The sequence below is a fragment of the Aggregatibacter sp. 2125159857 genome, assembly GCF_017798005.1.
Lineage (GTDB): Bacteria > Pseudomonadota > Gammaproteobacteria > Enterobacterales > Pasteurellaceae > Aggregatibacter.
Genome location: NZ_CP072548.1, coordinates 1,149,331 through 1,171,865 on the forward strand (window position 1 = coordinate 1,149,331; position 22,535 = coordinate 1,171,865).

The window sequence follows — 22,535 nt, forward strand, 5'->3', positions numbered from 1 at the left end:
ACAAAGTATAGCACTTTTCTGTGGCCTTACCTAATTGCAGGCGGTTTCCGCCGTTGCTTTCATGGTATAATTCAGCGCATCATTGCTTGAGGTTTTTCTGTCATGACATTTCAAATCGTATTCCAACATCCTGATTTTATTGTAATAAATAAACCTAACGGAATAAGCGTACATAAAGATCATGCCGATGTGGGGTTAACTCAGCTTGTGGCGCAGCAATTAGGTGTGTCGCAAGTTTGGTTGGTGCATCGTTTGGATAAAGTGACGTCCGGCTTGTTGATCTTAGCATTAAATGAAAAAGCCGCAGCGACATTGTCGCGTAAATTTGCCGAACATCAGATTCAGAAAACCTATTTAGCGCTATCCACCCAAAAACCGAAGAAAAAGCAGGGCAGAATCAGCGGCGATATGCAAAAAGCCCGTCGTGGTGCGTGGAAATTGTGTCAAAGCAAAGAAAATCCTGCCATTACCGATTTTATGTCGCACAGCTTGGCACCGAATTTGCGTTTATTCATTCTGTATCCCAAAACCGGTAAAACCCATCAGATTCGCGTTGCTATGAAAAGTTTGGGGAGTCCGATTTTAGGTGACGAATTATATGGCGGAGAGGTGGCGGACCGCACCTATTTGCACGCCTATCAATTATCATTTGACTATTTCGGAGAGGCGGTTCAAATTAGTACCAGCCCCGAATTTCAAGAGAGACAAAAGTGCGGTGAGTTTTTTCAACGTTTTTGGGCAACTATCGAAACCGTTTTTCATACCAATAAGGAAAAAACGGTTGAAAATCTGCCCGCACTTTTAAGCCATCATCACTAGGACGTCTTCATGTCGAAAAAACTCACTGCCACTTCATATCAAAAAGCCATTATTTGTATGGTGTTGGCTTATATCAGCATCGCTTTAATGGGCGTTTTTGTAAAATATGCTTCCGACGAATTGCCATCCAGCGAAATTTTATTTTCCCGCTTTTTGATCGGCTTTATTTTTTTATTGCCGTTTATGATTCGTGACGGTGATTTTAAGGTCGAGCTCAGTCAATGGCCGTTTCTTGTTATGCGTAACCTGGCAGGTATTGCCAGTATGTTGCTGACATTTTACGCCATCAAATACTTACCGATTTCTATCGCCGTGTTATTGATGAATACCTCGGCGTTATTCGTCCCTTTATTGTTGTTTGTGTTACGAACAAGAACCCCGCTAAAAGTGCTGGCGTGTAGCTTCCTTGGTTTTGCGGGCGTCTCCATTATCATGCTGACGGATTCTTCCAAGCATTTTGAACTACAATACATCGGTTATGCCTTGGGCGCGGCATTTCTCGCCGCCATGGCATTTATCAGCCTGCAAGAGCTTAACAAGCATAATTCGCCGAAAAATATCGTGTTTTACTTTCATTTATTGGGTTCTCTTTTGTTACCGTTATTTTTTGCCACACAATGGATAATGCCTTCCACACAGGGGTTTGTGTTTTTATTATTGGTAGGCGGTTTCGGACTCATATTCCAATTATTGCTGACCCGAGCTTTCAAATATGCTCCGGCCAATGTCATCACACCATTTGCTTTCACCGGCGTGATTTTCTCCAGTATTTGCGACTGGTTGTTCTGGCACAACGTGCCGACGCTTAATTTCTGGATCGGCTCATTGGTCATTATTGTTTCCGTTAGCCTATTGGCAAAAATACGCAGATAAAGCCGGGCTAAATAATTCCCCAAAATGCGTGTTGTTCCGTTACAATAGCGCGCATTTCAATTTTTATTCCACTGTTAAATAATGAGGAAACACATGGACTATCCAATTTGCCCATCTTGCAAAGGCGAAAATACGTATCACGATTCCATCCAATTTGTCTGCCCGGACTGCGGCCACGAATGGACCGGCAATGAAGCCGAGGAGCATGACGATGATCAGCTTATCGTCAAAGACAGCAATGGCAATCTCCTCGCCGACGGCGATGATGTGCTGCTCATCAAAGACCTCAAACTCAAAGGCTCTTCCGAAGTATTAAAGAAAGGCACGAAATTTAAAAGCATCCGCCTCGCCCGTGGCGATCACAACGTGGATTGCGGCAAAATTATGCTGAAATCAGAGTTTTTGAAGAAGGCATAAGTCAATGGTGAGCTAAGCACGACAGTGTGATGTCATCTTTTAGGTTCGCTATCCTTTGAAAGTGCGGTGAGTTTTCGTGATAAATGAAAGAATGATAGCGCTTAAATTGTCTCATGCGGATTATTAACTGATCATGAATAATGCTTTTCTAAAAGTCCTATTTATCTTTCGAAAATACCCATTAAAATGACCACACTTTTTATTCACGATTTCAAGAGGAAAAAATATGCGCAATATTCTTGTATTAAAATCCAGTATTTTGGCAGACAATTCACAAACCAACCAATTATCCGATTATTTGGTTAGCAAGCTTGGGGATAACAATAATATTGTTGTGCGTGATTTGGCTAAAAAGCCATTACCGCATTTCGATGCAACAGCAGCCACCGCCGTTCGTGGTCAACCAAGCACAGAAGCTGAAAATGCCTTATTAGCGTTATCTGATGAATTGGTCGCGGAAATTCAAAAAGCGGATCTCGTGGTGATCAATGCGCCGATGTATAATTTCAACATTCCGACACAATTAAAAAGTTATTTTGATTTTATTGCCCGTCCACGTGTAACATTCCAATACACCGAAAACGGCCCACAAGGCTTATTAAAAGGTAAAAAAGCCATCGTGTTATCTGCATTTGGTGGCTTCCATCAAAATCAACCAACGGATCATGTTACGGCATACATAAAAACCATCTTAGGCTTTGTGGGCATTACTGACGTGCAATTCGTTTATTCAGAAGGCATTGGTTTAGGTGCAGATTCGATTGCCAAAGCACAGGCACACGCCAAAGCCGAAATTGATAAAATTGTGACCGCACTTTAATCAGTAAAAAACGTAGCGTGCAACTTGTTGCACGAAATCTAAAAAAGAGAGAAAAAATCCATCGCGCTAAGAAAAGTGCGGTGGATTTTTAATATGGATTAACTTATCAATGGCGTTCGCTTCTTAGTACGTGACCATGCGATAGCGCAAGCGTCCACGCTTGTGCTGAAAATATAGATTTGAGGAAATCAAAAAGGCACAAGCGAAAGACGCTTGCACCAGCAGGGGAAATCTCAATAAAGAAGATTGAAAGTGTGATATTAAAGTAATATCATCATCCTTAACGATGAAGGAGGTATTTATGCAATTAAGACAACAAGCTACATTAGGTGTTTGGGGAAAATGTATCGGCTTAAGATTGACGGGAAACCTTCGTACGGTTCCTCAATTTTCTGCTGGAGATACGGTGGATATAGAGATATCCCCAAATGGGTTATACATTTCAAAATGTCAAAAAAAATTGACTGAAGCCGATTTATTAAAAGATATAACAGCTTATGATGCCCATGCAGACGAGTTAGTTGTGGCGACTTTACCGCAGGAACTGGAATATTAATGATGTATGTACCAAAGAGGAATGATATTGTTTGGTTAGATTTTGAACCGACGAAAGGAAAAGAAATTGGGAAATATCGTCCAGCACTCATTCTAAGCCATGAAATTTATAATAAATCGACAGGGCTAATTATTTGTTGTCCTATTAGTACAAGCATTCGTGGTAAAGCAACCGAGGTTCCGATTGAAGGCTTGGAAAGCCCAAGTGTCGTTGCAACAACATTAGTTCAGACATTAGATTGGCGTGAGAGACATATCAAATTTATTAAACAAGCCGAGTCACAGATTTATGATGAAGTACTCAAACGAGTGATACTTTTATTGGGTGGCGAGCATTTATTAAAGTAAGAAAAGTAGGGTAATTGTGGTAAACAAACAGCAATTTGGATATAAAGTAGGGAAGTTATATCTTAAATTTAAACAATGGCAAACAATACGATAGCGAAGCGTCCACGCTTGTGCCGAAAATATATATTTGTGTAAAACAAAAAGGTACAAGCAAAGAACACTTGCGCCAGCAGGGGAAAAGAGAGATAAAGAGAAAGATGGACATTAATTTTCTTTGGATATTCAATAATTACATAAAATATTTTCTCATTCCAACCGCACTTTCCCTTAAATCACCTCTGATTCAATCCCCCAAAATCCCCCACTTCATGTTCTAACTGGCTCATGGCAAGTAGGGCTTCTTGGGTTTGTTTGGCTTCCGTAAGATAGCGCAAGCGTCCACGCTTGTGCTGAAAATATATATTTGTGTAAATCAAAAAGGCACAAGCGAAGGACGCCTGCGCCAGCAGGAGGATCTTGCAAACAAAACACACAAAGATGAAAACGAAAAGCAAGCTGAAAGCCTGCTTTTCTTCAAATTATTACCATTCAATATCTCACATTACTGCTGATTCAATCCCCCGAAATCACCTACTTCATGTTCTAGCTGGCTCATGGCAAGCAGGGCTTCTTGAGTTTGTTTGGCTTCTTCTTCATCAATGATGCTCATCGCGAAACCAACATGGACGAGAACCCATTTGCCCAGCAGAGGTTTGGGATCATCGCTGCAGATAAGAGAAATATTCACCTCACGTTGCACGCCGCAAACATCTACGGTGGCAAGTTGTAATGCGTTGTCGCCGATTTTGACAATTTGACCGGGCACACCTAAACACATAATTCATTTACTCCGATTAAAAATTTGCGCTTATTTTACCATTGCTTTAAATAAATTGCGGCGATCTGGATCAAACGTCGCTTGTTTGGTTGGCATGGATAAAATCATGCGTAGGCAATCCTGTGTCAGTTGGATGGCTTGTTCGTTGGTAAGATTCGGATCAAGCGGGGAATGCAAGGAGCAGCTTAAGTATTGCGGTACGGTTTCAACGCCACTGACCGTGAAAGTAAGGGCTTTGTAAGGCAGTTGAACAGTGATTTTATCCCCTAACTCTCGCGGTTCCCAGGTTTGTTGTGGGCCAGGCAGAATAACAACGCTAATCATCCATGGGGTTAACACCGAGCCGACCCATTGTCCTTCAAATAAAACGAATTTTGGGCAGAAACATTCAATATTGTGATGAAAGAAGGGGAGATCTTGCATTTCAGGAACAATTTTTTGCATTTCAGCAAGAAAGAGAACTGTTGGATTTTCATCAAAGCCGGTAACGGAGGTTAAAAGTGCGGTGCTATTTTCAGGAGTTTTTTCGTGTCGGTACATGGTTATTTATCAATATTAATAAGATTAAAGAATAGTAGGTGAAACCTTAAAGAAAATACCCCTCTTTTGTAAAGAGGGGTTAGGGGAGATTTAGCACTTGTCTCTATTATTAATTAGGTCAAATCTCCCCCAGCCCCTCTTTTCTAAAGAGGGGTGTTTAAGTTCAAACCGTATTCTTTTACTACTTGATTCAAGGTTATAAAAACATTCGGTAATGCTTTTTGTATCGTTTCCGTTAATCCAATGCCGGCTTCTAATGATTCCGGTTGGATACCGATGAGACAAAGATTTTGTGGAAATTCATCCGTCAGTTTGAGAGCGGAAAGAACATCACAAATACCCAGTTGATGTGGCGAAATTTTGCGAGAGAAAAAGGTGGGCACTTGCTCGTCATGCAACACAATAATCTCACCTGGCTGTTTGTTAGCAAGCACGGCATCGACAATAATCAAATGCTCGCGATTTGCCATCGCATCCAGTAATTCCATGCCACAAGTACCACCATCGATGATGTCAAAGTGCGGTTGAATTTCAGGGCGTTTTTCAAGCTCCTGCACAACGCGCACGCCGACACCTTCATCACTTAACAAAATATTGCCGACGCCAAGAATTAACGGCTTCATTACAACACCTTCACTTCAGTCACTTCACCGTTTTCGGTATTAACTACGTGCACAGCGCAGGACATACAAGGGTCGAAAGAGTGAATGGTTCTGACCACTTCCAATGGTTTAGTTGGATCTGCCACCGGTGTACCAATAATGGAAAGCTCATAAGGGCCCATTTGGTCTTGTTCGTTACGCGGGCCGGCATTCCATGTGGATGGTACAACGGCTTGATAGTTTTCAATGCGACCGTCTTTGATCACCACCCAGTGAGAAAGCATACCGCGCGGCACTTCACCGAAACCAACACCACGGAATTCACCGCTTGCCGGAATATCTGTTTTAATGTAAGCCGTCATATCGCCTTTAGCGATGTTATCAATGAGCATTTGCCATTGAGCACTTAAAATGTCGTTGATCGCACAGCAATGCACGGTACGGCCGATAATACGTCCAAGGGTAGAATGTAATTGATCGGTGGTTAAAGTATTACCGGTCAATTTTTCATAAATGCCTTTTAATTCATTGAAGTGGTTGACAGTTGGGGTGTCATTCGCAACCAAACCACACATTAAGTAGGCAAGAGGCCCCACTTCAACGACTTTACCGTAGAATGTCGGCGCTTTTACCCAAGAGTATTTACCGTCATCTTGCCAGCCGGTATATTTCGGACGAGTTAAGCCTGCCCAAGGTTCTAATGGTTCATCATCTTCGTACCAAGCGTGTTTACCACTTTCTTTAATTCCTTTTACAACGAACTCATCTTTTTGTTGATCAATTGGACGGAAAGTGGATAAATCGCCATTTTCGATATAACCACCTTTTAACATGAATTTAGAGTTATCTGCATCAATTGGGTATTCTGGTACAGATAAGTAGTTACCCGATGTTTTACCCAAGCTTAACCATTCAGGATAGTAAGCCGCAAATACCGCCGCATCTACTTTATACACTTGGTTAATGAAGTCAGTTAAGCGGTCGATACAAGCTTTCACGAACATGAGACGTTCTTGGTTTAGTACCGCTTGGGAATCTAAGTTAATTGGGTTTGCTACACCACCGATAGCTAAGTTTTGAATATGTGGTGTTTTACTACCAAGTAATGCAACTACACGGTTAGCATCACGTTGACATTCAAGGGCTTGCAAATAGTGCGCGACGGCAATGAGGTTGACTTCTGGTGGAAGTTTCATTGCAGCATGACCGAAGTAACCGTTAGCGAAAATACCAAGTTGTCCACTATCCACTAATGCTTGAATTTTTTTCTGTACATTGCGGAATTCGTTAGCACTGTTTAATGACCATGTAGAAACGCCTTTTAGCATATCTGCTGCTTTTTCAGGATCAGCTTTTAGCGCAGCGGTGATATCCACCCAGTCCATCGCGGAGAGTTGATAGAAATGCACGATATGGTCGTGAATGCTGTGTGCCGCAAGAATCATGTTACGAATGTACTGTGCATTGACGGGAACTTTAGCACCAATAGCATCTTCTACGGCACGTACGCTGATAATCGCGTGTACAGTGGTACATACGCCACAGATACGTTGCATAATCATCCATGCATCACGAGGGTCTGCACCTTTTACGATATTTTCCATACCGCGCCACATGGTACCTGATGACCAAGCATTGGTGACAACACCGTTTTCAATTTCGCAATCAATACGTAAATGACCCTCAATACGGGTAATTGGGTCAATTGAGATACGTTTTTTTTCTGACATTATTCTGCTCCGCTAACTTTTTTGCTGAATGCCGCTTTTTCGGCAATAATTTTTTCTGAGTCTTCGGTATGTTTTTCTTTAAATACCGGTAATACAGGGAATAAACGAATGATTAAAATATAGGCACATACTTCAATAGAAACGAAACCGATTGAAATAAGCAATTCTTCCGCAGATGGGAAATATTGATAGCCGTTGCCCGGATTATACATGATAAGCGAGTAGTTCATCCGCCATAATGCCGCACCGAGTAACATGCTTAATGCCGAAATAAATAACCAACGGGAATCGGATTTTTTCTCCCCGAGGAAGAGGGTCAGTAATGGTAATACCATCAACCAGACTTCCATCCAGAACATCCATGCTTCAAATTTTGTTAATTTATCGAAACCCACAACCATTTGCAGTTTGTCGTGATAAATCAACTCACCAAAACGCACCGCTAAGAAACAGAAAATTAATCCTGCGGTAACGCGTGCCAATTGAGTAAATAAATGACGTTCATCTGGTGTTTTTCCTGCAAGACCCGCTTTAACTAAAGAACCCTCAAAAATCACAATAGAGAAGCCCATAATAAAAGCCGTCAGTAAGGAGAGAATTGGTAGTGCTTCATAGCTTTGCCATACCGGATGGACTTTGTGACCAGCTACAATCATCAAGGAACCCATTGAAGATTGGTGCATCATTGGTAACAAGGCACCCAAGGCAATGATAAAAAACATGATTTTATTGAGTTTATTAAACCATTTTTTCAAACCGAGGAAACCAAGCCATACTGGGGCAAATTCTAAGGTGACGACAATGATATACACTGTCATACAAAATGCCGTTTCAAACAGCACGGAATTGGTGTTGAACTGCCCCGGAACGTAGAAATACGGCAAGTGCCAATAACGTCCCATATCAATGGTGATAGATAAACCGCCGAGGGAATAACCGAATAAACTAGCAAGCAATGCCGGGCGAACAAGAGCGTGATATTTCCCTTTGTTGAAAATATACACGGTCCAAGCAAGAGCCCAACCGCCACAGGCAAATCCTGTACCAACAAGTAAGTCAAAGGCAATCCATAACCCCCAAGGATAACCGCCATTAAGTGCGGTTACAGAACCGATACCAAAAACCAAACGTTTTAAAATTAATAAAACGCAAAGCACGGCAAGGGGAGCAAAAAAGAGAATGGCGGCAGAAACAAGGCGACCGCCTACCGGACGTGGATTACTCATGATGCTCATCCTCCGCTTCTTCGATTTCCTTGCGTGCCTGACGCATGGCTTCTTTTTGTGCTGCAATACGCTCAGCGATTTTATCGCCATGCATATTTTTGTAAGTCATAAAGGTTAAACCAGCCAGTGCGACTAATGGCAATGCTAAACCGCGATATAAGAAGTGTTGTAAATGCGCCGCACGAGAACCTGTTGCGACTTCATCTAAGTCTGGTAAACCAAGGTTAGCAAAAGGTACACCACTTAAAGCAAGAACTTGTGTGCCACCGCCTTCTTTTTCACCGTAGATGTGATATTGATATGCCGGCACAGTGGCACGGTATTTATCTGTGCTATTGACGTGTTGGCGTGGATAATCGTATTCAGTACCACGTAACAAGCTCAAACGGCGTTTGGCTTCCGCCAATAATTCTTCTCTTGTACCGAAAATGATGGCGCCCGTTGGGCAAACATGGCAACAACCCGGCAATTCGCCTTTATCTAGGCGTTCAACACCTTTTTGGTTACAGAGTTCACATTTGCTGATTTCACCGAACGGATTGTCATAGTCGTATTTTGGTACATCAAAAGGACAACCCACCATGCAATAACGGCAACCGGTACAAATGTCAGGATCGTATTTCACGATACCGGTTTTGGGATCTTTGGTAAGGGCCTGAACTGGGCAAACCGCAACACAGTTTGGGTCAACACAATGCATACATTGTTTTTTTATGTAAGCATAGCCGTTTTCTGTTTGGTCTTTATTTTTACCGTCGCCATCGCTCCACACTTGAATAATATTACGTGTGAACGGCGTAAGTTTGTCATTATTCGACCAAGTCTGATTGCCTTTCGGGTTTACCGGTGTGTGGTTCACGTTTTGACATTCTGCCACGCAAGCCTGACAACCTACACAAAGGGTAGAGTCGTAAAGCATTCCAAGCGCACCGGGAATGGGCTCAACCGCGTCTGATGCCTGCGCACTCGACACAGGCAAGGTGGAAGCAATTCCGCCAAGCACACCGGCTTTTAGAAATTTTCGTCTATCCATGTTATTTACCTGTATGTTGTTCTTTTTCTGCCGCTTTGGCCTCGACACGGGCTTTATGTTGAATGCTTAATTCGCGTAAAGTCACCACACTCACGCCGGCGAGTATTGCCGCAGCACCGCCTAATAAACCGATGGCTGTCATGGTCGCCCCTGAACCTTCAGTGTTGTTGACATCCGGTTTTTCAACGCGTGGTGTTGGGTTTTCTACACCGGCTAATTGGAAAATGCCTTTAGTAAAGCCCACACCTTTTTCGTTACAACCATAGCAAGGGTGCCCAATACCTACCGGCCAGTTATTACCACCAACATCACAGAATTCTAAGGTAGAGCAGTTACCGTAAGTTTCCGGGCCTTTACAACCGAGATGATACAAACACCAACCGTTGCGGTGACCATAATCACCGTATTCTTTAGCGAAGCGACCAGCATCAAAGTGCGGACGACGATAGCAGTTTTCGTGAATTAAGCGATCGTAAGCGAATAATGGACGATTTAATTTGTCCATTGCGGGTAGTTTCTTATAAGTCAGAATATAAGCAACGGTTGCAAGGAAGTTATGTGGATTTGGTGGACAACCTGGAATATTAATCACCGGTGTGCCTTTTGGTAAGACTTCAGATAAGCTGCTTGCACCAGTTGGGTTGCCGCCGCTAGAAGGTACGCCGCCCCATGCCGCACAAGAACCAATCGCAATAATGGCTGCAGCCCCTTTAGCGGCCTCTTGGATGTGTTCTACAATCGGTTTACCGGCGACCATACAATAGACACCGCCGTCTTTCACCGGAATGGAACCATCGACGACTAAAACATATTTTCCATAATATTGTTTAATTGCATTGTGTTTGTTATCTTCAGCTTGTTCCCCAAAGGCTGCAGAAAGGGTTTCGTGGTATTCTAAGGAAATCATTTCCAATACCAAGTTTTCCACTGTCGGATGGGTAGCGCGTAGTAGCGATTCCGTACATCCCGTACATTCTTGTGCCCCGATCCATAACACCGGTGGGCGTGCCGGTGCCGTTAAGGCGTTGGTCATCTCCGCACCGGCTTTACTGCTTAGTCCCATCGTTGCCGCAAGAGCGGTACATAATTTCATAAAATCCCGACGAGAAACATCGGCTAAGGCAGAAAATAATCCATCACTTCGTTGCATATCATCACTCCAATTGGCACGTTGTTCGTATGGTTATTGGAATATGATATGCCTTGATGATGGGAATTTATTTGATCGTCATCAAAGATAACCTTACTTTTCGTAATAAAATGCGATTTAACTTATTGTTTTAATTATTAATTGAGACTCATTCTCATTTGTTAATAGTTTGTAACTATAAATGGGTGTGTAGGCGGGTTGGCGTAAACGTATTTATAAGAATAATGAGTGGAAAAGAAAAGCACGCGTCTGGAGACGCGCGCTATCAAAATTAATAAAACATACTATCATGGTTTCCTTCTATAATTAGTAGCTTGGCTAGTAATATGGATTGATGCAATATCTGGGGTATTCTTCAGCAGACAATGGTGAAAATCATCAAAAGTATAGCAACCACCTTGATTGTCTAAAATAACAACGTTAGAAAAATCAGCACTTATTTTTTTAGATTTCTGATTTCCATCACTTGAATTTCCAGAACTATCATCATTACCTATTCGAAGTGCTCCAAAATCTTTTAGGTATTTAATAAACTTTTCCTTTTCGATACCTTCCTCGATCATTTTTTCATAATCATCTGTGTTAATTTGGTCTTTATTATTCTCCAGATTCTCCAGATAACTCACATATGACTTATAAACTAGCTCCAACTCATTGTTTGTATTTAGCTTTGCGTAAATAATAAAATGACATTTATTTCCCTTAATTTCTTTGATTTGATTGGTAATTTCTTTATTAGTTATGTTGGAATTTTTCATCTTCTTAAACTTTTCAAATTCAGCATCTTGTGAGCAATCATCTCGTTTAAATTCTATTAGAACAAATTTCTCTCCTGTTTGTGCTACAGTGTCAGCTGTTTGTTTTTCATGATTCCCATCAAGTGGGGCTATCATTTGGAATTTTTTGTAATTCTTTATTACGAATAGGTACTCAACAGTTTTTTCCCAGTATATTGGTTGTTTATCCATATTTATTTCCTAATTTATTTAGAATTCAAAATCCATCTAGGGTAGGTTGGGTTGAGGTTAATTGATAGCACGTATTTCCTGATGCAGGCTATCTTTCGTATTGATGTTTAGCAATCTTACAAAATTGCCTTAAAAACCGACCGCACTTTTTCAGCGTCTTTCACACCGGGAGCGCTTTCCACACCGGAATTCAGATCCACACCGACACAATGTTGTGCTAACGCAGTGTCAATATTATTTGGATTAATACCGCCTGCCAACAGGATTTTATGTTTTAGTTGTGTCGGAATCAATGACCAATTGAAAGTCTCACCGGTACCACCTTGTTGCGAGCCTGACTTGCTATCGAAAACAAAACGATCAATCGCAGAAACGTCGTCAAAAACCACCGCACTTTTATGGGTTACATCCACGGAAATGGCTTTCCAAATGCGAATGCTTTTAGGCAATTCGGCGCGAAGTGCGGTGATAAATTCCGCTGTTTCATCGCCGTGCAACTGAACGGCATAGAGTTGTAACTGCTGCGCGATTTTCACGATAAAATCAATCTCTTGATTTTGAAACACGCCCACAAAACGAAGTGGGGCGGCCGTCACCAATTCTTGGGCTTGGCGTAAACTGACACAACGTTTGGAATTTTCGACAAAAATTAACCCGCCGTATAATGCACCGCTTTCGTAAACGGTTTTTACGTCTTGCGCACGGGTTAAACCGCACACTTTGTTTTCACCGAAAATGACTTCACGTACGGCGTTGTTTAAGTCAGGACTGCTCATTAAACTGCTGCCAATTAAAAAACCGTGAGCAACCTGTTGTAATTCGTGTACTTGCTGATGATGGTAAATACCTGATTCGCTGATGATTCGTACGTCGGAAGGAATGCGGTCGGTATATCGGTTGGTTAATGCCACCACGCGGTTTAAATCCACGCTTAAATCATGCAAATTACGATTATTCACACCGATAATTTTCGCGCCTAACGCCAAGGCGCGTTCAAATTCTTCTTCGTTACTGGTTTCAGTCAACACGCCCATGCCGAGAGAATGCGCCAAATCGGCTAAGATGCGATAAGTTTCGTCGCTCACTACTGAAAGCATGAGTAAAATCGCATCTGCTTGGTGGTAACGCGCCAAATACACCTGATATTCGCTGATCATAAAGTCTTTGCATAATACCGGTTGTGTGATAACGTTGCGAACTTGTTTGATGTAGGAAAAATCGCCTTGGAAGTATTTTTCATCCGTCAGCACAGAAATCGCGTTGGCATAGTGTTTATAGACCTGTGCAATCTCTGTCGGTTTAAATTCACTGCGAATCAACCCTTTGGACGGTGAGGCTTTTTTACATTCTAAAATGTACGCCGGTTTTTGGTGAGTGCCTTTTGCTAACGCATCATAAAAAGCGCGGTCGGATTTTTGAATGTTTTTTTCAAATTCACTTAATGGAAATTCCGCTTCTTTGTTTTTTACCCATTCGGCTTTGTCGAGCACGATTTTTTGTAACACTGTGGCGGTTTCAAGGGGTTTGGAAAAGTCTTGTGTGATCATGTTTATGTCTTATTGTTGAAAACAGGTCTTTAAATTAATAGGTTGTTAATTTCTGTAAGGTTTCAAATGGTTTGCCTTGTGTAATCACATCCAATACCCGTTGTGCATTATCTTTAATGTCTTCTTGTCCGAACAATTTCAGTAAGAGGGCTGTGTTCATGGCGACGGCTTGATGGTGTTCCGCTTTGCCTTTGCCTTGTAAAAGTGCGGTAATCATTTGCGCATTTTCTGTCGGTTCGCCACCGCGTAAACTTTCCAACGGTTTGACTTGGAAACCAAAATCCTGTGGCGTTAAGGTGTAACGTTCAATCTTGCCGTTACGCACTTCCGCGACTTCTGTCGCACCATGAATTGCCACTTCGTCTAAGCCACTGCCGTGTACGATAATGGTGTGTTCGTGCCCTAATTGGGCAACGGTTTTGGCATAAATATCAATGAGTTCGGGAGAATAAACGCCGAGCAATTGACGTTTCGGACGTGCAGGATTAATAAGCGGACCTAGAATATTAAAGAGCGTACGGGTTTTTAAGGCTTGGCGTACCGGCACGACATATTTAAAACCGGGGTGATATTGCTGTGCAAACAAGAAGCAGATGCCGATGTTGTCCAATGCCTTGCGGGCTTGTTCTGGAGACATGGCAATATTGACGCCAAGTGCGGTCAATAAATCGCTTGAACCGGTTTTACTGGAAACACTACGGTTGCCGTGTTTTGCTACTTTGGCACCACAAGTGGCTGCGACGATAGCGGATGCCGTAGAAATATTGATGGTATTGGCGCCGTCACCGCCCGTGCCGACGATATCGGCGAAAGGGTAATCGGGTGTTGGAAACGGTTTGGCATTTTTAATGGCGGCTAATACGGCACCATTGACTTCATCAATGGTTTCACCACGCACTTTGAGAGCCACTAACATGGCCGCGATTTGTTCGTTGCTTAATTCCCCCAACATGATGGCGTTAAATAAGGCTTCGCTTTCCGCGGCGGTTAAGGTTTGTGCACCATAAAGTTTTTCTAATAGAGCTTGGTTTTCCATCATCCTTGTCCTTATTTATGAATATCGTAATCCAAATCGCGCGCTTCATCACCGGTCATACCACGGAAGCCCCAACAATGCGCCGGTTGCTCTTTGATGGTGATTTCCACGTCAAACGGGCTAATGCCTAATTTGTATTCAAATTCACTGAACAACATTTTAATTAAACGTTTTTTGGTTTGTTCTAAACGACCTTGCATTAAATTGATTTCAATCACCATGTAATTGTCGCTACGGTTCGCTGTGTGCGGATAATAGAAATCGTCATCTTCAAGGCAAATAAAACGTAACGCATGCTTGCCTTTGGCAACATCTAGACCGAGCTCCAGGCAGTTATAAATCACCTCCGCGACAGAGGATTTGCGCGGGGAGAGGGTACGTTTTAAGCCATATACTGTGATCATGTTTTGTCCTTTTTTATTTAAAATCTCCCTCTTTAGAAAAGAGGAACTGGGGAGATTGGAAAAATATTGTTATTGAATAAAAATCAAATGAAATTTATTAACTTACTCTGTTTTATGACGACTGCCAAATCTCCCCTAACCCCTCTTTGCTAAAGAGGGGAAGTGGGATATTAATTCCGTTTCAATAACCATTCCACCGATTGCGCCAATAACTGCGCTCCTTGCACCGTTAAAATGGATTCAGGGTGAAATTGGAAGCTACAAATGGGCAAAGTGCGGTGGCGAATTGCCATGTTTATACCATTATAAGAGGCGTTCGGAATCAATTCATCGGGTAAATTAATTCCCATGAGGGAATGATAGCGCGCGACCGGCATCGGGTTGGTCAAACCTTTGAACATGGCTTCATTGTCGTGTTCAATTCTGGACACTTTGCCGTGCAAAATTTCACCTGCGTGAACGACTTTTCCACCGAAGGCTTCAATTAACGCTTGATGCCCCAAACAAATGCCCAACATCGGTACTTTGCCGATTAATCGCTTAATTAACGGAATCATATTTCCCGCTTCATCCGGTGTGCCCGGCCCGGGGGAGAGGGCAAGAATCGTATCCGGTTGCGCCAAGGCGTTTTTTTCTAAAATCGTTAAATCGCAATCGTTGCGGTAAATGTGAACCTGATGTCCCAATCCACGAAATTGATCCACCAAATTGTAAGTAAATGAATCAAAGTTATCTAAAAATAAAATGGTTGCCATGATCTCACTCCTATTGATTCGCTTTCTTATTGGTTTGTACGATGGCGTTGATGACCGCGCGGGCTTTGTGACGGGTTTCATCGGCTTCCATTTGCAGGTCGGAATCCAACACCGTACCGCAACCGGCTTGCACATGGGCAATACCGTTTTGCACGAAGGCAGAGCGAATCACGATACAGGTATCAAAATTACCGTCAGATTGCAGATAGCCTACGGCACCGCCGTAACTGTGGCGTTTTTGTTGTTCAAATTGATAAATTAACTGCATGGCTTTGATTTTCGGTGCACCGGTTAGCGTGCCCATGTTCATACAAGCCTGGTAGGCGTGTAGCGCATCCAGTTCAGGGCGAAGTTTACCTACAACGCGAGAAACAAGGTGCATAATGTGCGAATAACGATCCACCTGCATTAAATCTTTCACATGGCGGGTTTTACTTTCACACACACGGGCGATGTCGTTACGGGCTAAATCTACTAACATCAAATGTTCCGCTTGTTCTTTATGATCCAAACGCAATTCCAGTTCCAAGCGAGAATCTAATTCGGGATCGATATTGCCGTCAGCATCAAAGCCGCGCGGACGGGAGCCGGCAATCGGGTAGATTTCCAACTGACGGGTAGTTTGCGAATATTTCAAGGCACTTTCCGGTGAAGCACCGAATAGAGTGAACTCCTCGTCTTGAATAAAGAACATATACGGGCTTGGATTGTTTTGTTTTAACTGACGATAAGTCGCCAGCGTATTCGGGCATTCAAGGGAGAAACGACGGGACGGCACGATTTGGAACACGTCGCCGCAATAAATATGTTGCTTCAGGCGTTCAATAATTTTTTTGAATTTATCATCATCTAAATTAATGGCAACCTCGGTAGAAGCCGGTTTGAGGCTCAAGTGCGGTCGAATTTCCAAGAGTTTTTTGGCAATGTGTTGGGCGTTCTGCTGCAGTGTCGCCAACGCATTTTGTGCAAAACAAAAGGTTTGTAATTCCGCTTGTTGCAATTGATGGTCGATCACCAGTAATTGTTCTGCTAAATAAAAGCAATAATCCGGGCAGGTAATGCCATCATCTTGCAAAGTGATGTTTTCCATCGGAATAAAATTTGCCACCAAGTCATAGGCGAATAACCCGCCTAAAAAAACCGGCAAGGTGCTTGCCTGATAAAGTTCGGTGAAACAACGCAACCCGTCGAAAATGCCGTGTGCCAATAATTTACTGTCTTCGTCTGCATTATTGTCGGCAGGTTTGAATTCCACTTGCAGTTCGGTGCTTGTTTGGGATGTTACGTTTACCTGTGCTGAAAGTTTTTGTGCAATTAACGGCAACACGGCGGCACCGTTGTCGCTCAACGTATGAAAAGTGACGCGTTGTCCCAAACAGGAAATTTTCATGGCCGCGTTAACGAGTAATAAACTTTTCAGACTGTTTTTGCTGGAAATTTCGGCAGATTCTAACAGTAGCGTATTCGGTTTGTTTTCACATAAGGTGGCGAAAATGGCGGTAGGGTCGCTGTGATAAGCGACGTTTTGTGTGAATGTTTGAATAAAAGCAGATGACATTCTCATTTCCTTAAAACATAAAATCATGTTGCACTATTAAACTAGTACAAGAATTAAAAGTCAAGGAGAAATCGATTTTTTGTTGAGGAATCGGGAGCGGTGCGTTTAAAAAGGCGAGGGAACATCCTTCCAAAGATAGAATTGAAAAGTGCGGTGGATTTTGGCGGTATTTTATAAATCGATTTCTAAATCTTCTTCTACGTGGCAGCAACAAAGCAAGATTTCATCTTCCAATAAAAACGCAAGGGGCGGCTCTTTGTAGGAAACCCGACCTTTTTTTAATTTAACCCGACACGCGCCACAATAACCGCTGCGGCATTGATATTCATGTTGAATGCCGAGCTGTTCTAAACGTGTTAATAGGGGAAGGGCATTATCGTGTTCAATAATTTGTTGGCGTCGTAATAAGTGAATTTTCATTATGGATAAAACGCATTACATTTCCGCAAAGGGGGACATAATTTCCTCTTCTTGAGGTGTATATAACATCCCTACTAATTCATCAATCGCCGCGCAAAGAAGTGTACGGTCGTGCCGATAGGCAATATCGTCAGCGTTTAAGCGACCAGTGAGAATGGTGAAGTTCAGTGCGGGCTCCATAGTGACATCCGTTGAAGTGACTGCGCCATCAATCATCGGTTGACCGACAATCTCGTGGAGCCACTGAATGCGTTCGGTGAGAGAAAGGGTTGCGGCAGGGCCAAGTTCCGTACCTAAATTATCAATAAAGATCTTTTTGGCTTCGCTTTGTCTGAGTTGCTCAGCGATTTCCGGAAGAAGCAGTGGCGGCATAATACTGGTGAGGAAGCTGCCGGGGCCGAATAAAATCACTTCTGCATTCTGTAAGGCGTGAATGGCTTCCGGTGTGGCTGTGGCATAAGGCACTAAAAAGAGGGATTTAGGGAGTTCGGTTAAGCTATCGACGCTGACTTCACCGACAACACTATTGCCGCTGTTTAATACGGCAGCGAGGTGAATAGGTTGCTCCGACATCGGGAAGATAAAGGATTTTACATGCAATAATTCGCGAATGAGATTGACGGCTTCTGTTGGGCGAATTTGCATATCTTCCAGCGCTTTTAACATGAGATTGCCGAGGTTGTGCCCCGCTAATTCACCATTGCCGCGAAAACGATATTCAAATAAGGCGGAGGCGGTGCTTGGTTCCGTGATGATTTGATTTAAGCAGTTACGCAAGTCACCCCAGGCAATGCCGCCGTGTTCCATGCGAATTCGTCCGGTAGATCCGCCGTTATCAGTGGTGGTCACAATTGCGGTAAGGCGTTCTTTCATAAAACTCAATGCTGACATGACACGACCTAATCCATGCCCGCCACCGATAGCCACGATGTTTGTCAGTCGATTAAGATTTTCATGTTGTTGATAGCTTTTAAAATCCGCCATGAGAGTTCCTTATTTTTTGTTGGCCCCATTATAATGATCTATTTTAAATAGAGAAGTTGAATGGCATAACTTTGCAATGAGATACCTCTTTTTTACTATAAAATCTTCGCTATATAATAACATATATAATTGATTTTAAAGAAATTTATTAATTTTCCCCTTAAATTAAATTAATTGATTGCATTTGTTTTCGTGAATCTTTTACAATGCAACGAAATTTATTTATCGCATATAACTCCGAGCTTACTTACCTACGTTTTGCGCACAGTATTGAACACAAAATAGGGTGGTAATGCCAATAATACGAAGTCGGTATTATTCAGGGATACGTTGGAAACGATTTATCCTCTCCGTTTTTAGAAAGGTGTCAAATGCAAACCATTCCAATCAAAAATGTTGGAGCGGCTCAACTTGTTGATTCGTTCCAGCGTGAATACTACTATTTGCGACTGTCGATTACCGATATGTGTAATTTTCGTTGCAATTATTGCCTACCTGACGGTTATCAGCCTGAACCTAATAAGCCGAGTTTTTTAACCTTGGACGAAATTCGTCGCTTGGTCAGTAGCTTTGCGGTGATGGGAACGGAAAAAGTCCGTATTACCGGTGGCGAACCGACCTTACGTAAAGACTTCCTGCCAATTGTCGAAAGCATTCGTGGCATTGACGGTATCAAACAAATCGCACTGACCACAAACGGTTTTCGATTGCTTAAGGATGTTGCCGCTTGGAAACAAGCCGGCGTGACGTCTATTAACGTCAGTGTGGATAGCCTAGATGCCAGAATGTTCCAGCGCATTACCGGTGTCGATAAGTTTGATGACATTATGCGTGGTATTGATCGCGCTTTTGAATGTGGCTATCAAAAAGTCAAAGTCAATTCAGTCTTAATGAAAGATTTGAATGATAAAGACTTTTCCGGTTTCTTGGCATGGATTAAAAATAAACCGATTCAGATGCGTTTCATCGAGTTGATGCAAACCGGTGAAATGAATTCTTTCTTCCAAAAACATCATTTATCGGGACAGGTTTTAGAACAAAAACTCTTGCAAGACGGCTGGCAATTACAGATAAAAAATCGTTCTGACGGTCCGGCAAAAGTTTTTCGTCACCCGGATTATCTGGGCGAAATCGGCTTAATCATGCCTTATGAGAAAAATTTCTGCGCCAGCTGTAACCGTTTGAGAGTTTCTGCCAAAGGAAAATTGCACCTTTGCTTATTTGGTGAAGAAGGGATTGATTTACGTGATTTGTTACAATCTGATGAGCAACAAATGCTTTTGCAATCAAGAATTTTCTCTGCGTTACAAGGTAAGCGTGAACACCATTATCTGCATGTTGGCGATAGCGGTGTGCGTAATCATTTAGCCAGTATCGGCGGTTAATTTACGCCGAGACTGAAAACATCAAGAAAACCAACCGCACTTTTAAATTATCATGACCACATTGACTCACATTAATGCGAATGGCGAGGCGAATATGGTGGATGTTTCCGCCAAAGCCGACACGGTTCGCGAGGCGCGTGCTGAAGCCTATATTCGCATGGCGCCGGAAACCTTACAAATGATCATCTCCGGACAACACCACAAGGGCGATGTGTTTGCTACCGCCCGAATTGCCGGTATTCAAGCCGCAAAACGCACTTGGGAACTGATTCCACTGTGTCATCCGCTTTTACTTTCTAAAGTCGAAGTGAGTTTGATTGCACTTCCTGAAACCCATCAAGTACGCATTGAAAGCCTGTGCAAATTAAGCGGTAAAACCGGTGTAGAAATGGAAGCGTTAACGGCTGCAAGCGTTGCCGCATTAACCATTTACGATATGTGTAAAGCGGTACAAAAAGACATGGTGATTGAAACGGTGCGTTTGTTGGAAAAGAGCGGTGGAAAATCCGGGCATTTTATTGCGGAGGAAAAATAATGTTACGCGTTTTATTTTTTGCCCAAACGCGAGAATTAATCGGTTTGGATGCCGTTGAAGTAAACGAACATTTCGCCACGGTAGAAGAATTACGTCAACATCTTGCGGCGAAAGGGGATAAATGGGCGTTGGCGTTGCAATCGGATAAACTTTTGGTGGCCATTAATCAAACCTTAATGCCGTTAGAAAGTGCGGTCAAAAATGGTGATGAAATTGCGTTTTTCCCACCGGTGACCGGGGGCTAAATGAACGATATTCAAATTTCCGTGCAAGAACAGATGTTCGATCAAAATGCCGTTTATCGTTGGTTGAGCGAAGAAAATTCGGTTGGTGCTACGGTAATGTTTGTGGGCAAAGTGCGTGATATGAACTTAGGGGATGAAGTCAGTAGTTTGTATTTGGAACATTACCCGGCGATGACGCATAAAGCCTTGATGGACATTGCCCAACAGGCAAAAGCGCGGTGGGATTTACAAAAGATTTCCATCATTCATCGTGTAGGTGAATTGAACACCGGTGATGAAATTGTGTTAGTGGGAACCGCGTCTGCGCATCGTGGCGATGCTTATCACGCGAATGAATTTATTATGGATTATTTGAAAACCAAAGCCCCTTTTTGGAAAAAAGAACAAACCGAAAAAGGGGAGCGTTGGATTGAAGGTCGCGACAGTGATTATGCGGCTGCCGATAAGTGGAAATAATCCTTTCTTACCGTTTAGAAAGAAGATTAAAAATATCCGTTTCGTTACTGAAGCGGATATTTTTTATGGCGATAAAGCTAAAATCCGGCTTTTTCTTGGAAAAAGCCACTTGCTTTGTGATAGAATAAACGACCGCTTTTCTTGGTATGGCAAGAGACCAACCGAATATTTTTCTTATTTTTGAGTCGTCGGAGGAATAGATGACAAGTTCTGCAAATAAACGTTCTGTAATGACGCTATTTTCAAATAAAACCGATATTTATTGTCACCAAGTGCGTATTGTGTTGGCTGAGAAAGGCGTCGCTTATGAAACGGAAATTGTAGATCCGCAAGCCTTGCCGGAAGATTTAATGGAGCTTAATCCATACGGCACGGTGCCAACCTTACTGGATCGTGATTTAGTCTTATTTAATTCACGAATTATTATGGAATATTTGGATGAACGTTTTCCGCATCCGCCGTTAATGCCGGTTTATCCGGTAGCACGTGGGAAAAGCCGTTTGTTAATGTTGCGTATTGAACAGGACTGGTATCCAACGTTAGAAACTGCACAAAATGCCGCATCCGAAGCTGAACGAGCACAAGCATTAAAACAACTCAAAGAAGAAATTCTGGCGATTGCACCGATCTTTAGTCAAAATACCTATTTTATGAACGATGAATTTAGTCTTATCGATTGTTATGTCGCACCGTTATTGTGGCGTATGCAAGAATTGGGTGTGGAATTTAGCGGTGCCGGTAGCAAGGCTGTGAAAAGCTATATGTCCCGTGTATTTACGCGTGATTCCTTCTTGCAATCCGTAGGGGAATTAGCGCCGAAAAACTTAATGGATGAAAAATAATAGGCGATCTCATGGAATATCAATCCTCTCCAAAACGGCCTTACCTTTTAAGGGCTTATTATGACTGGTTGATCGATAATGATTTTACGCCCTATTTGGTGGTTGATGCCACTTACTGGGGCGTGAAAGTGCCGGTGGAATATGTCAAAGATGGGCAAATTGTATTGAACTTGTCTGCCAATGCCACCGGAAATTTACAGCTAACCAATGATTTCATTCAATTTAACGCCCGTTTTCGGGGTGTGCCGCAGGATATTTATATTCCAATGGGGGCAGCCTTGGCAATTTATGCACGAGAAAATGGCGATGGTGTGATGTTTGAGCCTGAAGAGGATTATGCTCATCCGGAGCAAGCCGAAGATCAGCCGATTGGCTTTGAGAAAGCCGTCGATAAAACGGATAAACCGAAAAAGGCAATGAAATCCACCTCTCACTTACGCATTGTGAAATAGTGGCTCAATCATCAGATT

27 protein-coding genes, 1 pseudogene and 1 riboswitch are annotated in these 22,535 nt (G+C 42.6%); of the genes and pseudogenes, 12 read left to right on the forward strand and 16 right to left on the reverse strand.

Annotated features, from left to right (window positions below; translation table 11 throughout):
* The first annotated feature begins 102 nt into the window (after nt 1–102).
* From J5X96_RS05745 to J5X96_RS05770, 6 genes are all read left to right on the forward strand, one after another.
* Nucleotides 103–819: a TIGR01621 family pseudouridine synthase gene (locus tag J5X96_RS05745; protein ID WP_209362192.1), complete on the forward strand. Its 717-nt coding sequence runs from the start codon at nt 103–105 to the stop codon at nt 817–819.
* Between the two features lie 9 nt (nt 820–828).
* Nucleotides 829–1,692, forward strand: coding sequence for a DMT family transporter (locus J5X96_RS05750; RefSeq protein WP_209362194.1), 864 nt, complete (start codon nt 829–831; stop codon nt 1,690–1,692).
* Between the two features lie 93 nt (nt 1,693–1,785).
* Entirely contained in the window at nt 1,786–2,109 is a 324-nt protein-coding gene (locus tag J5X96_RS05755) for a zinc ribbon domain-containing protein YjdM (RefSeq protein ID WP_209362196.1), read from the forward strand.
* Nucleotides 2,110–2,335: 226 nt separating this feature from the next.
* Nucleotides 2,336–2,929, forward strand: coding sequence for an FMN-dependent NADH-azoreductase (locus J5X96_RS05760; protein WP_209362198.1), 594 nt, complete (start codon nt 2,336–2,338; stop codon nt 2,927–2,929).
* Between the two features lie 301 nt (nt 2,930–3,230).
* Nucleotides 3,231–3,485 (forward strand): transcriptional regulator, encoded by a 255-nt coding sequence (locus J5X96_RS05765; RefSeq protein ID WP_209362200.1) that lies wholly within the window; start codon nt 3,231–3,233, stop codon nt 3,483–3,485.
* A 2-nt stretch (nt 3,486–3,487) separates the two neighbouring features.
* Complete coding sequence (locus tag J5X96_RS05770; RefSeq protein ID WP_209364780.1) at nt 3,488–3,832, forward strand: type II toxin-antitoxin system PemK/MazF family toxin; 345 nt, start codon at nt 3,488–3,490, stop codon at nt 3,830–3,832.
* A gap of 272 nt (nt 3,833–4,104) precedes the next feature.
* On the opposite strand, the pseudogene J5X96_RS05775 reads toward J5X96_RS05770, so the two are convergent.
* The 16 genes and pseudogenes from J5X96_RS05775 to yvcK all read right to left on the reverse strand — a co-directional run.
* Nucleotides 4,105–4,191, reverse strand: a pseudogene (locus J5X96_RS05775) (hydrogenase); the annotation flags it as partial.
* Between the two features lie 182 nt (nt 4,192–4,373).
* Nucleotides 4,374–4,649, reverse strand: coding sequence for a hydrogenase maturation factor HybG (gene hybG / locus J5X96_RS05780; RefSeq protein WP_209362202.1), 276 nt, complete (start codon nt 4,647–4,649; stop codon nt 4,374–4,376).
* A 30-nt stretch (nt 4,650–4,679) separates the two neighbouring features.
* A complete protein-coding gene (gene hybE, locus J5X96_RS05785) occupies nt 4,680–5,189 on the reverse strand; it encodes a hydrogenase-2 assembly chaperone (protein ID WP_209362203.1) in 510 nt (169 codons plus the stop codon).
* A 143-nt stretch (nt 5,190–5,332) separates the two neighbouring features.
* The gene (locus tag J5X96_RS05790; RefSeq protein ID WP_209362205.1) at nt 5,333–5,812 is read right to left on the reverse strand and encodes a HyaD/HybD family hydrogenase maturation endopeptidase; all 480 of its coding nucleotides are present in this window, start codon (nt 5,810–5,812) and stop codon (nt 5,333–5,335) included.
* The gene (hybC, locus tag J5X96_RS05795; protein ID WP_209362207.1) at nt 5,812–7,521 is read right to left on the reverse strand and encodes a hydrogenase 2 large subunit; all 1,710 of its coding nucleotides are present in this window, start codon (nt 7,519–7,521) and stop codon (nt 5,812–5,814) included. The genes J5X96_RS05790 and hybC overlap by 1 nt, the downstream gene beginning before the upstream one ends.
* The gene (gene hybB / locus J5X96_RS05800; protein ID WP_049372990.1) at nt 7,521–8,747 is read right to left on the reverse strand and encodes a Ni/Fe-hydrogenase cytochrome b subunit; all 1,227 of its coding nucleotides are present in this window, start codon (nt 8,745–8,747) and stop codon (nt 7,521–7,523) included. The genes hybC and hybB overlap by 1 nt, the downstream gene beginning before the upstream one ends.
* A complete protein-coding gene (hybA, locus tag J5X96_RS05805) occupies nt 8,740–9,780 on the reverse strand; it encodes a hydrogenase 2 operon protein HybA (RefSeq protein ID WP_209362209.1) in 1,041 nt (346 codons plus the stop codon). Before hybA ends, hybB begins: the two co-directional genes overlap by 8 nt.
* 1 nt (nt 9,781) lies before the next feature.
* Nucleotides 9,782–10,930, reverse strand: a complete 1,149-nt coding sequence (gene hybO / locus J5X96_RS05810; RefSeq protein WP_209362211.1) for a hydrogenase 2 small subunit — start codon at nt 10,928–10,930, stop codon at nt 9,782–9,784.
* Between the two features lie 287 nt (nt 10,931–11,217).
* Nucleotides 11,218–11,898: a hypothetical protein gene (locus J5X96_RS05815; protein ID WP_209362213.1), complete on the reverse strand. Its 681-nt coding sequence runs from the start codon at nt 11,896–11,898 to the stop codon at nt 11,218–11,220.
* 116 nt (nt 11,899–12,014) lie between these two features.
* Nucleotides 12,015–13,445, reverse strand: coding sequence for a bifunctional indole-3-glycerol-phosphate synthase TrpC/phosphoribosylanthranilate isomerase TrpF (gene trpCF / locus J5X96_RS05820; RefSeq protein ID WP_209362215.1), 1,431 nt, complete (start codon nt 13,443–13,445; stop codon nt 12,015–12,017).
* A 34-nt stretch (nt 13,446–13,479) separates the two neighbouring features.
* Nucleotides 13,480–14,481: an anthranilate phosphoribosyltransferase gene (gene trpD / locus J5X96_RS05825; protein ID WP_209362217.1), complete on the reverse strand. Its 1,002-nt coding sequence runs from the start codon at nt 14,479–14,481 to the stop codon at nt 13,480–13,482.
* Between the two features lie 11 nt (nt 14,482–14,492).
* On the reverse strand, nt 14,493–14,885 hold the full coding sequence (locus J5X96_RS05830) for a tautomerase family protein (RefSeq protein ID WP_209362219.1): 393 nt from the start codon (nt 14,883–14,885) through the stop codon (nt 14,493–14,495).
* Between the two features lie 170 nt (nt 14,886–15,055).
* Nucleotides 15,056–15,640: an aminodeoxychorismate/anthranilate synthase component II gene (locus J5X96_RS05835; RefSeq protein WP_209362221.1), complete on the reverse strand. Its 585-nt coding sequence runs from the start codon at nt 15,638–15,640 to the stop codon at nt 15,056–15,058.
* 10 nt (nt 15,641–15,650) lie between these two features.
* Nucleotides 15,651–17,198 carry an anthranilate synthase component I gene (gene trpE, locus J5X96_RS05840; protein ID WP_209362222.1) on the reverse strand — a complete coding sequence of 516 codons (1,548 nt, stop codon included), beginning with the start codon at nt 17,196–17,198 and terminating at the stop codon, nt 15,651–15,653.
* 171 nt (nt 17,199–17,369) lie between these two features.
* The gene (gene yfaE, locus J5X96_RS05845; RefSeq protein WP_021615332.1) at nt 17,370–17,618 is read right to left on the reverse strand and encodes a class I ribonucleotide reductase maintenance protein YfaE; all 249 of its coding nucleotides are present in this window, start codon (nt 17,616–17,618) and stop codon (nt 17,370–17,372) included.
* Between the two features lie 15 nt (nt 17,619–17,633).
* Nucleotides 17,634–18,602 carry a uridine diphosphate-N-acetylglucosamine-binding protein YvcK gene (gene yvcK, locus J5X96_RS05850; protein ID WP_209362224.1) on the reverse strand — a complete coding sequence of 323 codons (969 nt, stop codon included), beginning with the start codon at nt 18,600–18,602 and terminating at the stop codon, nt 17,634–17,636.
* Nucleotides 18,603–18,825: 223 nt separating this feature from the next.
* Nucleotides 18,826–18,985, forward strand: a riboswitch (molybdenum cofactor riboswitch).
* Between yvcK and moaA the strand changes: the two genes are divergently transcribed.
* The 6 genes from moaA to J5X96_RS05880 all read left to right on the forward strand — a co-directional run bounded on the left by moaA (nt 18,974) and on the right by J5X96_RS05880 (nt 22,517).
* Nucleotides 18,974–19,987, forward strand: coding sequence for a GTP 3',8-cyclase MoaA (gene moaA, locus J5X96_RS05855; RefSeq protein ID WP_209362226.1), 1,014 nt, complete (start codon nt 18,974–18,976; stop codon nt 19,985–19,987). It overlaps the preceding riboswitch by 12 nt.
* A gap of 52 nt (nt 19,988–20,039) precedes the next feature.
* A complete protein-coding gene (gene moaC, locus J5X96_RS05860) occupies nt 20,040–20,522 on the forward strand; it encodes a cyclic pyranopterin monophosphate synthase MoaC (RefSeq protein ID WP_209362228.1) in 483 nt (160 codons plus the stop codon).
* The gene (moaD, locus tag J5X96_RS05865) at nt 20,522–20,767 is read left to right on the forward strand and encodes a molybdopterin synthase sulfur carrier subunit (RefSeq protein WP_209362230.1); all 246 of its coding nucleotides are present in this window, start codon (nt 20,522–20,524) and stop codon (nt 20,765–20,767) included. The genes moaC and moaD overlap by 1 nt, the downstream gene beginning before the upstream one ends.
* Complete coding sequence (gene moaE, locus J5X96_RS05870; protein ID WP_209362232.1) at nt 20,768–21,223, forward strand: molybdopterin synthase catalytic subunit MoaE; 456 nt, start codon at nt 20,768–20,770, stop codon at nt 21,221–21,223. It begins immediately after the preceding gene.
* 200 nt (nt 21,224–21,423) lie between these two features.
* Entirely contained in the window at nt 21,424–22,065 is a 642-nt protein-coding gene (gene sspA / locus J5X96_RS05875) for a stringent starvation protein SspA (RefSeq protein WP_033002374.1), read from the forward strand.
* Between the two features lie 11 nt (nt 22,066–22,076).
* Nucleotides 22,077–22,517: a ClpXP protease specificity-enhancing factor gene (locus tag J5X96_RS05880; protein ID WP_209362234.1), complete on the forward strand. Its 441-nt coding sequence runs from the start codon at nt 22,077–22,079 to the stop codon at nt 22,515–22,517.
* Nucleotides 22,518–22,535: the final 18 nt, after the last annotated feature.

What these genes read in the sequence shown, in the direction of transcription:
- J5X96_RS05880 (WP_209362234.1), top strand. Translation starts at nt 22,077, where the DNA reads ATGGAATATCAATCCTCTCCAAAACGGCCTTACCTTTTAAGGGCTTAT.
- moaE (WP_209362232.1), top strand. Translation starts at nt 20,768, where the DNA reads ATGAACGATATTCAAATTTCCGTGCAAGAACAGATGTTCGATCAAAAT.
- sspA (WP_033002374.1), top strand. Translation starts at nt 21,424, where the DNA reads ATGACAAGTTCTGCAAATAAACGTTCTGTAATGACGCTATTTTCAAAT.
- J5X96_RS05765 (WP_209362200.1), top strand. Translation starts at nt 3,231, where the DNA reads ATGCAATTAAGACAACAAGCTACATTAGGTGTTTGGGGAAAATGTATC.
- J5X96_RS05745 (WP_209362192.1), top strand. Translation starts at nt 103, where the DNA reads ATGACATTTCAAATCGTATTCCAACATCCTGATTTTATTGTAATAAAT.
- J5X96_RS05750 (WP_209362194.1), top strand. Translation starts at nt 829, where the DNA reads ATGTCGAAAAAACTCACTGCCACTTCATATCAAAAAGCCATTATTTGT.
- trpCF (WP_209362215.1), bottom strand. Translation starts at nt 13,445, where the DNA reads ATGATCACACAAGACTTTTCCAAACCCCTTGAAACCGCCACAGTGTTA.
- J5X96_RS05790 (WP_209362205.1), bottom strand. Translation starts at nt 5,812, where the DNA reads ATGAAGCCGTTAATTCTTGGCGTCGGCAATATTTTGTTAAGTGATGAA.
- yvcK (WP_209362224.1), bottom strand. Translation starts at nt 18,602, where the DNA reads ATGGCGGATTTTAAAAGCTATCAACAACATGAAAATCTTAATCGACTG.
- hybO (WP_209362211.1), bottom strand. Translation starts at nt 10,930, where the DNA reads ATGCAACGAAGTGATGGATTATTTTCTGCCTTAGCCGATGTTTCTCGT.
- trpE (WP_209362222.1), bottom strand. Translation starts at nt 17,198, where the DNA reads ATGTCATCTGCTTTTATTCAAACATTCACACAAAACGTCGCTTATCAC.
- J5X96_RS05755 (WP_209362196.1), top strand. Translation starts at nt 1,786, where the DNA reads ATGGACTATCCAATTTGCCCATCTTGCAAAGGCGAAAATACGTATCAC.
- J5X96_RS05815 (WP_209362213.1), bottom strand. Translation starts at nt 11,898, where the DNA reads ATGGATAAACAACCAATATACTGGGAAAAAACTGTTGAGTACCTATTC.
- trpD (WP_209362217.1), bottom strand. Translation starts at nt 14,481, where the DNA reads ATGGAAAACCAAGCTCTATTAGAAAAACTTTATGGTGCACAAACCTTA.
- J5X96_RS05830 (WP_209362219.1), bottom strand. Translation starts at nt 14,885, where the DNA reads ATGATCACAGTATATGGCTTAAAACGTACCCTCTCCCCGCGCAAATCC.
- J5X96_RS05770 (WP_209364780.1), top strand. Translation starts at nt 3,488, where the DNA reads ATGTATGTACCAAAGAGGAATGATATTGTTTGGTTAGATTTTGAACCG.
- yfaE (WP_021615332.1), bottom strand. Translation starts at nt 17,618, where the DNA reads ATGAAAATTCACTTATTACGACGCCAACAAATTATTGAACACGATAAT.
- hybB (WP_049372990.1), bottom strand. Translation starts at nt 8,747, where the DNA reads ATGAGTAATCCACGTCCGGTAGGCGGTCGCCTTGTTTCTGCCGCCATT.
- hybG (WP_209362202.1), bottom strand. Translation starts at nt 4,649, where the DNA reads ATGTGTTTAGGTGTGCCCGGTCAAATTGTCAAAATCGGCGACAACGCA.
- hybE (WP_209362203.1), bottom strand. Translation starts at nt 5,189, where the DNA reads ATGTACCGACACGAAAAAACTCCTGAAAATAGCACCGCACTTTTAACC.
- J5X96_RS05760 (WP_209362198.1), top strand. Translation starts at nt 2,336, where the DNA reads ATGCGCAATATTCTTGTATTAAAATCCAGTATTTTGGCAGACAATTCA.
- moaD (WP_209362230.1), top strand. Translation starts at nt 20,522, where the DNA reads ATGTTACGCGTTTTATTTTTTGCCCAAACGCGAGAATTAATCGGTTTG.
- hybC (WP_209362207.1), bottom strand. Translation starts at nt 7,521, where the DNA reads ATGTCAGAAAAAAAACGTATCTCAATTGACCCAATTACCCGTATTGAG.
- hybA (WP_209362209.1), bottom strand. Translation starts at nt 9,780, where the DNA reads ATGGATAGACGAAAATTTCTAAAAGCCGGTGTGCTTGGCGGAATTGCT.
- J5X96_RS05835 (WP_209362221.1), bottom strand. Translation starts at nt 15,640, where the DNA reads ATGGCAACCATTTTATTTTTAGATAACTTTGATTCATTTACTTACAAT.
- moaC (WP_209362228.1), top strand. Translation starts at nt 20,040, where the DNA reads ATGACCACATTGACTCACATTAATGCGAATGGCGAGGCGAATATGGTG.
- moaA (WP_209362226.1), top strand. Translation starts at nt 18,974, where the DNA reads ATGCAAACCATTCCAATCAAAAATGTTGGAGCGGCTCAACTTGTTGAT.